This is a genomic window from Novosphingobium indicum, from assembly GCF_014645195.1.
GTDB classification, from domain to species: Bacteria; Pseudomonadota; Alphaproteobacteria; order Sphingomonadales; family Sphingomonadaceae; genus Novosphingobium; species Novosphingobium indicum.
Map to the genome: position 1 here is coordinate 39,738 of NZ_BMLK01000025.1, position 9,917 is coordinate 49,654.

Genomic DNA, 9,917 nt, shown 5'->3' on the forward strand with positions numbered 1-9,917 from the left:
AGCAAGCCCTTCCGAACGATGCACGTCTTGGGCGCAATGCCGCGTCCGGAAGGGTGTTGTTAGTTCCTAGCTGTCGACGTCGGCTGCAGCGCGGGAGATTTCTCGGACTGCTATCAGCAGGTGCCGACGAAACCGGCGCCGTGAGATATGCAGCCTTCGACAGATCCGTTCCGGGCTCCAGCTACGGTAGACCCTGAGCCGGATGACGATGGTCGCAAGCCGGGTCATGCGCGGCGCGGCCCGAAGCCATATCCTTTGACCCATCGCCTGCTCGGCCTGGCTCAGTTCGGCATGATCATGATCGCCACCGGTCATGACGCGCCTCCACCAGTTCTCGTTTGCGAGGTTGGCTCTTTTCGCCGACGCGCTGGTGGCTCCACCTGATCGAGGATCAACATTCCGATCCGTTCGGCGCTGGCCCTAAGCGTATCGTCTGCCAGGTGGGCATAGCGTGCCGTCGTCTGGATGCGTTTATGTCCCAGCAGCCGGGAGACGGTGAACAGGCTCTCGCCCGCCATGATCGCATGGCTGGCAAAGCTGTGCCGGAGGTCGTGGATCCGCAGCGTCCCCGGAAGCTGGGCTTCCTTCCTCACCGAGAGCCATACCGTCCTGACCCGTTCGTAGGGCACTGCCTCTCCGAACTGGAACACCTTGTGGCGCCCGCGCGCGGACGCGCGACGCCGTCTGTACGAGTTGAAGAACCGGCGGGCTGCCGTTCCCAGCGGAACTTCGCGGGCGCCGGTCTTGCTGTCTCGAAGCCGCAGCCGGTCGGGCCGGACATCCTCCCAGCGCAGGGACAGAATCTCGCCCACCCGGCAGCCGGTGAGGAGCAGGGCTTCGAGGACACCGGCCGCAGGACAACCGATGTGCGATCTGCGCGCCAAGACGCTACCGAGGCGGGCCATCTGCGGCTTGGAGAGGAACGTGCCGATAGCACGCCGCCGGTTCAGACGAATGCCGACCGCCGGGTTCGACCAGTCCGGTGGCAGCATGTCCCACCGCTGAGCCGATGTGAGCATCTGACTCAGGATGCCTAGTGCCCGGTTTGCACCGCCCGGGCTGGTCATCCCGTAACGCTCGAACCAGGACACGATATCGCGTCGAGCGATGGTATCGACTGGGGATGCGCCGAACGCCGGGAGCAGTTGCAGCCGGACGTAGGTTCGATAGGTCCGGAGGCCCGACGGCTTCAAGTTTTCCGCGTGACGCTGCTCGTGGTGGTCGCACAATTCCCGGAAAGTCACAGATCGCTTTACGGGCTTTCTGTCTCCGGCGAGGAACGCGACCGCCGCCATTCGGGCGGCTTTCACCCCCATGGCAGGGAAGGTCCCGAGTGTCGATCTTATGGGAAAGCCATTGGCGCGTTCCCGCACTTCCCATGTCTTGGTGCCGGTTGGACGCACGCGCAGACTGAGGCATGCCTGACGTTCGTCGCGCAGTGCATATTCCCGTAGTCCTGGTCGAGCTCTGCTGCAGATGGCGTCGGTCAGGCGCGTCTTGAGGTTAGCCATTTCCGACCTCCTTGTGGCTGCCCTCGAACGACTGAACGCGCTGCTGCGAACGCCCGCGGGAGGGACGGTGTTGGGTGGAGGAGGGGGCGCCCGGATCGGAGAGGGCGTCGTCGATCAGTTGCGAGACGCGGTTCGCGGATCGCCTGATCGCGGATGTCGGCATGTGCGCATAAACCAGTGTGCTGTCGATGTCGTGATGCCCGAGCAGGGCGCCGACCACCTTGAGATCAAGGCCGCTGGTTACCCCGATAGAGGCGAAGTGATGGCGCAGGTCATGGAGTCGAAGGGTGGGGCCCCCGGCTGCCTTCCTGATCTTCTTCCACGCGAAATCCACCGACGATCTCGGGGCATCATCGTTCATACCGGGGAACACGAAACGCGTGCCGGACAGGGAACGCCGCCGGTCAAGAATGGCCGCGGCGGGGGCACAGAGCCAGACCGTCCTCGGCCCCGATTTCGAGTCTTCCAGAACGGCTCGGCCGTCTTCGACACGATCCCATTCGAGGGTCAGGATCTCGCTCTTGCGGGCTCCTGTGAGAAGGAGCAGCCGGATGACGTCGCACGGATCACGGTAGAGCTCGGCGTGCCCTTCGATCGCCTTCCATAGGCGGCGCATCGTGGCAGGCGTGAGGTGACTGCCTCGCTCGCCCCGGGTCTTCTTGCGCAGACCTCGGCAGGGGTTCGAGCCGCCTTTGCGCAGTCCGTGATCCTCGGCGTAGAGCATCATTCCTGACAGCGTCGAGAGCGCCATGCGCGCCGCGCTCGTCGTCCGGGTGAGCTCCTGATGCCATTTCATGACCTCGCTTCGGGTGATCGCCCGGACCTGGCGAGCACCGAGCGCGGGTAGAATATGGAGGCGTGCCGCCCCTTCCATGATCCGTCCCGTGGACGGTTTCCATCGCCGCTCTTCCCCGAATGCGAGATAGCCTGCCATCACTTCCGCGACGCTTGCTGTCTCGGAATAGAGTTCGGGGTTGTCCTTTTGCGGCGCGGGCAGGGGGGGCGTGCAGAACGCCCGCGCGGACTGAACGGGGAGAGACGAGGCATCCCCCAGGGTCTTCCGGCGGGTCTTGCCGCCCTGGCTTTCAAACACGATCCAGGTTCTCGAACCGGAGGCTCGAAGACGAAGAGCGAGGCCCAGGGCTTCGCTGTCGTAAATCAGTTTCTCGCCGTTTGAAGGCAGGGACAGTGAGGCAATGTCGACCCCGGCGAGGTCGATCTTTTTTGTGCGGCGCATTGAAGCACTCCAGGTCTCCGGCGTTCGTGCGCCGGGGAAGAAGCGCGTCACCGGGGCAAGTTCCCGGGGACACGCGGGGAACTTCATGGACAGCCATTGCACGCACGATTTTGCCGACACCGAGTCCCTCGATCCGGACCGAAGAAGGACAAGAAAAAGTCCATGACCTTCAGCCTTTTGACCCTCCCGGGCCAGGACTTGCGGGCGCAAGAGCAAGCTCTTGCGTGTTGTCGTCACTCATGCCCCGAGGGGCAATTTTGTAATGCACCGTACGCACGGGTGCTGCGCAGGTTTTTCGTCCCTGTTCAGTGGGTTGGAGAGGGTGCCGTGTCACCCGCTGGCACGCATTAGCGTCATACCGGTAGTATCGAGATGGCGGCTCTCATCGCGAATCCCTTGGGTTTCCACGATTTTCTCGCGTGTGCCGTGGCGGACAGCCGCATTTCTTGAGTTTTCTGCCGGTTTGCGGTAAAAGGCTCCTGCTTCATGACATTCTGACGCCGGGCTTCGCGCAGCGGAGCAATGGCATGCACAGAATAAGCGTCCGGGTGGACGACACCCTTTACCGCCGGCTTCAGCGCCGGGCCTACGGCGCAAACCTCACCTTATCCGAGTTCGTTCGCCAGGTTCTGGGCGAGGCAGCCGATCCCCACGGGCGCTACATCTATTCCTCGCAGGACGAGGTTCTGGCGACCTCCATCCAGATACTGACCTTGCTCGCGACCTCGATCGGCGCACGTTCGCCCGAACTTCTCGAGCGGGGGATGCTCGATGCCCGCGCGATCCTCGGCGAACGGGGCCTCCTCGATCCGGAGCAGGACCGGTGAAGGGGGGAACGTCAGGAGGCCGGCAGCATCCAATGGGCGCGGTTCGGTTGTCGCCAGCTGCACCGCAGTTCAGGCACGGCGCTGTCCCCGAACCAGTCCAGCCGGGGCTGCGTTTCGGCGCTGAAGCGTTCCCTTTTGTGCAGGAGGGAAGGCGCTCATGAGCATCTTTCGCAACGATACCCTGGGGAGTTGGACGCGCGGCGGGCAGTCGATCGTCCATAATGTCCGCATGACCACGCAGGTCTTTTTCCAGACCGTAATGGCCGGGCTGGGATTATGGGTGATCCTGACGGTGTGGTGGGTGCTGGAACATATCAGCGACTATCAGCGCTTCATCCTCCTCAAGCTTTTTGAAGCGAGTCTGAAGGTTCAGGCGGCACCCGGCACGAACGATCCCGTCCTCTTCAAGACGCCCGCTGGCTACCAGTACTGGACTTCGGCCGACTGGCTCCTGGCGTCGCCGATCGCGACGAAGACCATCCATGCCTTTGAAGCCGAATGCATCCGGGGGGCAATATTCTCGGGAGCAGGTTCGCTCGTCGTGCTCGCCTGCGCCTGGTATGCCTTTACCCGCACAGGCAGGGGGCTTGGTTCGAACGAATACCTTCGCGGCGCAAAGTTCGGAACGATCAGGCAGGTTAGGCGGGTACTCTCCAAATTCGAGCGAGGCAGCTTCCGGATCGGCGGTGTTCCGGTGCCTGATGCCTTCGAACCGGAACATATCCTGCTGTGTGGAGCCCCCGGCACGGGCAAGACGAACATCATCGTCAAGATGCTCGAAGGCATTCGCAAGGAGGGCAAGCGGGCGATCATTTACGATACTGCGGGGACTTTCGTCGAGAAGTTCTACCGACCCGGCAAGGACATCATCCTCAACCCGCTCGATGCCCGCACCGCGCACTGGTCGCCGTGGGGGGACGTGCCGCGCGAATATCACTACGACCAGATGGCGGAATCGACGATCCCCGACAAGGCGGGCGATCCGTTCTGGGCAAGGTCCGCGCGCGGGACCCTGGTCGCGGTCTTGAGGAAGCTTGCGCGCGAAGGTGAGATGCTGGTCTCGGTGCTCCTCGATCGGTTGCTGCGCTCCCCGCTCAAGGACCTTGCCGCCTTTGCGCAGGATACCGAAGCGGCCGCATTCATCAGCCTCGAAGGGGACCGGACATCGGCCGGAATCCAGGCCGAACTCGCGTCCGTGATGCGCAGCTTCTCCTACCTTGACGATACCCGGACGGGCCTTTCGATCCGCGACTGGGTGAGCAACGAGGAAGGAGACAACTGGCTCTTCATCACCGTGAAGGCCGACCAGCTTCCTTCCTTGCGACCGCTCATCACTGTCTGGCTCGACATCGCGATTTCGGCGATCATGAGCATGGCGCCGGATCACCGGCGACGCCTCTACTGCGTCGTCGACGAACTCCCCACCCTGCAGAAGCTGCCGTCCCTGTCGGACTTCCTCGCCCGAGCCCGCAAGTACGGCGGCTGCGGTATCCTCGGCTTCCAGTCCTACCCGCAATTGGAGGCGACTTACGGGATCCAGGATGCCGCGGCGATCACAGGCTATTGCTCGACCTGGGTCGCGCTTCGGGCGAACGATACCCCCACTGCCAAGCACGTTTCGGAAAACCTGGGCCAGGTCGAACAGATCGAGGCGAACGAAGGCATGTCCTACGGCGTCAACGACATGCGCGACGGGGTGAACCTCTCGCGCATGCAGGTGACGCGCCCGCTCGTCATGCACACCGAGGTCACCAATCTGCCTAACCTCTCGGGCTACTTGCGCTTCGGCCGGGACCTGCCGGTGGTGCGTTTTAAGGACAAGTTCAATTCCTTGCCCACGATTGCCGAAGGCTTTGTGGAGCGTGAAGATCCTCCCCTGCGCGATGGAGACGGTGCTGCGATCATAGCTGCCCTGCGGGCGGAAGAGGAACCAGATGTGTGCTCCGAACCCGGTGAAGCGGGCACTGCGAATGGCAAACCAGAACGGCGCGAGAAGCGACGCCATCCAGGCAGAAAGTCCGGCGATGCAGATGGGCAGCCTGATCTATTCGAGAACGTCCCTCCTTCGGATGGCCTTGCTCCCCGCGAACCTGTTCCACCCGTATCGCCGGATACTGGCGAGGCGGTCTCCGACGACAATTCAGACCAACCACGCGAAGTGCAGGACTTCACACTTGGCGCGAAGCGCGGCCGTCCGCGTATCGAGATCAATGTCTATAATCGTTCTGGCGGACCTTCGCGCAAGGCCCGGCCGGCATGATCCATCCCCGCCGTCTCAAGGGCACTTCGGGCAATATCGCGCGCTACTATACGGTGGGCGACTATTACACCAAGGGTGGTGACGAGCCCAGCCAATGGGGCGGGCGCCTTGCGCCCGAACTCGGGCTCGAAGGCAAGGTCGATCCTCATGTCTTTGCCGAACTGCTTGCCGGGCGCGTGACGGGCCAGCAGCTTGGCCGGCATCGCGGGGACGGGGAGATCCAGCACCATCCCGGATGGGACTTCGCGGTCAATGCGCCCAAGTCGGTTTCGATCATAGCGCTCGTCGCGGGCGATGAGCGGATGATCGAGGCGCACGAGCGCGCGGTGACCGCGGCGCTTTCCTATCTGGAAGAACATGCCTCGCTTCGCCGGCGCGAGGACGGCGAGATCATCCACGAGACGACGGGCCGGCTGCTCTTCGCGCGCTTCACCGAGCATGCAAGCCGGGACCTTGACCCGCACCTTCACACCCATGTCGTCATCCTCAACATGACCAACCGTGAGGTGGACGGCCCCATGGCGAGCCTCGAGACCCGGGCCATGTTCGCCGAGCAGATGGTGGCAGGGCAGGTCTACCGCAACGAACTCGCGCGGGACCTGCGCGAACAGGGCTTCGAAATCGAATTCGACCCGCGCCGGGGGCTCTTCGAGATCGCCGGTGTGCCGAAGGAATTCATCCGCGAAACCTCGCAGCGTGCCCGAAAAATCGATGCTCATGCCCAGGAACATGGCCTTACCGGGCAGGCCGCGCGCCGTGCGTCTTTCTACGAAACCCGCGGACCCAAGGTCAAAGCGGGGCTGGGCGACCTGAAGGAGCAATGGACCGAGCGCGCAAAACCTTATGCCAAGGAGTTGGCCGAGCTAGCCATCCGGGCGGCAGACCGCGAAGGGCAGGGGGCTGCGATCGATCCCATGGCTAACAGACGCGCGGCGCTCTTCGGCATTCGCCAGACTGAAACCCGCGAGGCCGTCTCGAACCTCGGCTCGCTTTACCGTCATGCGCTGGCAAGCCATGTCGGGGAAGTGCGCCTTGCCGATGTGCGCCCGCTCATCACCGAGCATGAAGCACGGCGCAAGCTGCTTGCGGTCCGCGAGCCGACTGGCGACCGTTCCCTGACCCGGGGCCGCACAACGCGCCGCAGTGCCCGGCTCGAGCAGGCCCTGTCGCGCGAACTCGCGCTTGCACTGGATGATGTCAGGCCCATTGCTTCGTCCGATCGCCTGCTGGCACGGCTCGAACACGCAGGGCTCAACCCGGCGCAGGAACAAGCGCTGGTCATGCTCGCATCGTCACGCGACCGTGTCACGGGACTCCACGGCGTCGCGGGTGCAGGCAAGTCGACCTTGATGCGCACGCTTGCCAAAGCGGCCGAACCGGCAACGCGCTTTCTTGCTCTGGCGCCGACGTCCTCGGCCGCCGCCAATCTAGGCGACGGGGCACGCGTTGATGCCAGAACCGTGGCCAGCCTGTTGGCAGGCGGCGGGCACGGGATCACTCATACCCACGTCCTGCTGGTCGATGAGGCGGGGCAACTGGGGAACCGGCAGGCTCAACGCCTGCTCCAGATAAGCCGGGAGACAGGCGCGAGGCTCATCCTGCTGGGGGACAACCGGCAGACTGGCGCGATCGAGCAGGGCAAGCCGTTCTGGCTCCTTCAGCGCCTGGGACTTCCGACTGCGGAGCTGACGGAATCGATGCGGCAGGAAACGCGGATGATGAAGGCCGCGGTGACCGAAGCCCGGGCAGGAAACTACGCCGCCTCACTCGAAAGGCTCGACAAGGTGGTGAGCGGGGCAAGCGCTGAGCGCCTGGCGAGGGGACTCGTCGAGGAATGGACCCGGCTGGGGCCGGAGACGCGCGCGACGACCAATATCCTCGTGCTCGAGAACGAAACGCGGCTCCTGGTCAATGCAAAGATCCGCGAAACCCTCAAGTCTGAGAGTGCGATTGCGGCCGAGGATACCCGCCTCTCGGTGCTCACCCCCGCAGGCATGACCGCCCAGGAAAAGCACTTCGCGCGCTTCTATTCTGGTGGGCAGGTTGTCACTTTTGCTCGCGATTTGGCCGGTCCGGGCATCGCCCGCGATACCGAGTACCGGGTGGCCGGTCTCAGCCAGGATGCCAATGGCAGACAGGTCGTTCGCCTTGGCGATGAGAATGGCCGGATGATCCGGTGGGATCCGCGCCTGGGGCAAGCGCGTCACGTCAATGTGTTCCACCGCCAAGAGCGTGATCTTGCGCAAGGCGACCGCATCCAGTGGAGGCTCGTCAACCGCGAACTGGACCTGAAGAATGCCGAGCGCGGTTCGGTCGAGAAGCTGGAAGGGAGCCTGGCCACCATCCGCTGGGACCGCGGGGAGCGCGTCCAGACCATCGACCTATCCCTGCACAAGACCTGGGACCACGGTTATGCCGAAACCGTCTATTCCGCGCAGTCGAAGACCTATGCGCGGGTCTATGTCCTGGCGCCGGTCAATTCCGCACTGGTCAACGGCCAGAACTACTACACGGCGATCACCCGCGCGCGTCTTGGCGTGAAGCTCTGGACCGAAAACGAGAAGAAGCTGGTCGAGAAGTTGGAAGCGCGATCCGGGGAGAAGACTTCGGCGCTGGAAGGGCTCGGCCGGCTCGATCGAGATGCCGCGCGCGCTCTTGGCGATCGTCATGCGGGACGCCTAGCGCAGGCGCGTGACGATCAGCAGCGCTTGCGACAGGACCGGCGCGACCAGCTGCTGGAACGCCAGCTTGATCAGCGCCGCTCCTCGGAGGGATTGAGTGAGCATCTCGCAGAAGGTGCGCGCGGCATTGCGGAAATCATGGACCGTATCCTGAAAGCGGCACTTGATCGCCGTGCCAGCTCCGGGCGCCGTCATGTTGATTCGGGCAGGAGCCAAGCTTCACCGCCCGCCGATCAAGATCACCAGAAATTCAACGATCGATCCGGTTTTGACCGCTGATACCATTGCTCAACCGTGAGGGAGTTCGCACATGACCACCAATTTCCTTGGGTCCACGCTATTCGGGCAGGCGCCTCGGCTTTGGCTGCCCGCGTCGGCGTTCATGCTTATTGCCACGCCGGTGCATGCCGCGGTGCGTAAGGCCGATGAAGCCCGTATTGCCGGTTGCATCCACGACGCTGCTGCGGGCCGTCCCTGGCTTGAAAAGACCCTCTGGGGCCTGTGAAGCGTCCCGGGTTTTCCGGAGGCAGTTTCAATTGGGTCATGCGACCATATCGAGGGTCTCGTTGGCTGCATAGTAGTTGGCCTCGGCTTCGGCCGGCGGGATGTGCCCGATGGGGCCGAACAGGCGATGGTGATTGAACCAGTCGACCCAGCGCAGGGTGGCCATTTCCACTGCCGATGCGCTCGGCCATGACCGCTGCCGCCAGATGACCTCGGCCTTGTAGAGACCGTTGATCGTCTCGGCCAAGGCGTTGATGCTCCTATGTCGGTCAAGTGCTTTTCACGAATGCTGACGCCGGCTTTTCGGTGCAGAGTTGCTGGTAGATTTCGCGGGCGATATACCGCTTGAGGCACCGCCGGATTTCGCGAGGCGACTTGCCTTCGGCGCTTCGGCGCTGGACGTACTCGCGGGTCGGCGGATGGTGGCGCATGCGAACCAGGGCGACGCGGTACAAAGCCGCATTCGCCCGTCGGTTTCCGCCGCGGTTGAGCCGGTGACGGTTGGTCTTGCCACTCGATGCCGGCACCGGGCACACACCGCATAGTTTGGCGAACGCCGCCTCCGATCGGATCCGCTGGGGATTGTCGCCCAGGACGACAAGCATGTCGGCGATGGTACCGGTCGACACGCCAGGCGCGTCCATCAGGGCCGGTGCGTGGGCACGCACCAACCGCTCGAGGACGGCTTCGTGCTCCTTGATTTCGGCATCCAGCATCAGCCATCGGTGCGCCAATGCGCGTAGCGCCATCTTGGCCGATGCAGTGGTGGAGACCGGTGTCCTTGGGCGCAGCGCTGCGATCGCGCGGATCAGCGTCATCTTGCCGGTCATGCCTGTCAATCGGCGTCCAATCGGGACCCCCTATCGGCGCGCAAAAGGGACCCCTTGGCAGCATTGC

General features: G+C 63.6%; 8 protein-coding genes and 1 pseudogene. 4 read left to right on the forward strand and 5 right to left on the reverse strand.

Translation table 11 applies throughout. The annotated features are described in order from the left end of the window. Nucleotides 1–66: 66 nt before the first annotated feature. Genes IEX64_RS19990 through IEX64_RS20000 form a run of 3 tightly spaced genes read right to left on the reverse strand, consistent with a single transcriptional unit; the run spans nt 67 to nt 2,799 of the window. Nucleotides 67–315: a hypothetical protein gene (locus IEX64_RS19990; RefSeq protein WP_188822584.1), complete on the reverse strand. Its 249-nt coding sequence runs from the start codon at nt 313–315 to the stop codon at nt 67–69. Continuing rightward, nucleotides 312–1,511: a site-specific integrase gene (locus IEX64_RS19995; RefSeq protein WP_188822586.1), complete on the reverse strand. Its 1,200-nt coding sequence runs from the start codon at nt 1,509–1,511 to the stop codon at nt 312–314. Before IEX64_RS19995 ends, IEX64_RS19990 begins: the two co-directional genes overlap by 4 nt. After that, a complete protein-coding gene (locus IEX64_RS20000; protein ID WP_188822588.1) occupies nt 1,504–2,799 on the reverse strand; it encodes a tyrosine-type recombinase/integrase in 1,296 nt (431 codons plus the stop codon). The genes IEX64_RS19995 and IEX64_RS20000 overlap by 8 nt, the downstream gene beginning before the upstream one ends. A gap of 476 nt (nt 2,800–3,275) precedes the next feature. Here IEX64_RS20000 and IEX64_RS20005 point away from each other — a divergent pair, with 476 nt between their 5' ends. The 4 genes from IEX64_RS20005 (at nt 3,276) to IEX64_RS24485 (ending at nt 9,021) form a co-directional block, all read left to right on the forward strand. Next, nucleotides 3,276–3,575 carry a ribbon-helix-helix protein, CopG family gene (locus IEX64_RS20005; protein WP_188822590.1) on the forward strand — a complete coding sequence of 100 codons (300 nt, stop codon included), beginning with the start codon at nt 3,276–3,278 and terminating at the stop codon, nt 3,573–3,575. 157 nt (nt 3,576–3,732) lie between these two features. After that, a complete protein-coding gene (locus tag IEX64_RS20010; RefSeq protein ID WP_188822593.1) occupies nt 3,733–5,835 on the forward strand; it encodes a type IV secretion system DNA-binding domain-containing protein in 2,103 nt (700 codons plus the stop codon). Further along, on the forward strand, nt 5,832–8,795 hold the full coding sequence (gene mobF, locus IEX64_RS20015) for a MobF family relaxase (RefSeq protein WP_188822595.1): 2,964 nt from the start codon (nt 5,832–5,834) through the stop codon (nt 8,793–8,795). The genes IEX64_RS20010 and mobF overlap by 4 nt, the downstream gene beginning before the upstream one ends. Before the next feature lie 31 nt (nt 8,796–8,826). Beyond that, nucleotides 8,827–9,021, forward strand: coding sequence for a hypothetical protein (locus IEX64_RS24485; protein WP_229710597.1), 195 nt, complete (start codon nt 8,827–8,829; stop codon nt 9,019–9,021). A gap of 36 nt (nt 9,022–9,057) precedes the next feature. On the opposite strand, the pseudogene IEX64_RS20025 reads toward IEX64_RS24485, so the two are convergent. After that, a pseudogene (locus IEX64_RS20025) lies at nt 9,058–9,273 on the reverse strand (integrase core domain-containing protein); the annotation flags it as partial. Between the two features lie 16 nt (nt 9,274–9,289). Next, nucleotides 9,290–9,850, reverse strand: a complete 561-nt coding sequence (locus IEX64_RS20030) for a transposase (RefSeq protein WP_444544068.1) — start codon at nt 9,848–9,850, stop codon at nt 9,290–9,292. Between the last annotated feature and the right edge of the window lie 67 nt (nt 9,851–9,917).

Bases quoted from the DNA above. Each gene is read 5' to 3' on its own strand.
- IEX64_RS24485 (WP_229710597.1), top strand. From the start codon at position 8,827: ATGACCACCAATTTCCTTGGGTCCACGCTATTCGGGCAGGCGCCTCGG.
- IEX64_RS19990 (WP_188822584.1), bottom strand. From the start codon at position 315: ATGACCGGTGGCGATCATGATCATGCCGAACTGAGCCAGGCCGAGCAG.
- mobF (WP_188822595.1), top strand. From the start codon at position 5,832: ATGATCCATCCCCGCCGTCTCAAGGGCACTTCGGGCAATATCGCGCGC.
- IEX64_RS20010 (WP_188822593.1), top strand. From the start codon at position 3,733: ATGAGCATCTTTCGCAACGATACCCTGGGGAGTTGGACGCGCGGCGGG.
- IEX64_RS19995 (WP_188822586.1), bottom strand. From the start codon at position 1,511: ATGGCTAACCTCAAGACGCGCCTGACCGACGCCATCTGCAGCAGAGCT.
- IEX64_RS20030 (WP_444544068.1), bottom strand. From the start codon at position 9,850: ATGACCGGCAAGATGACGCTGATCCGCGCGATCGCAGCGCTGCGCCCA.
- IEX64_RS20005 (WP_188822590.1), top strand. From the start codon at position 3,276: ATGCACAGAATAAGCGTCCGGGTGGACGACACCCTTTACCGCCGGCTT.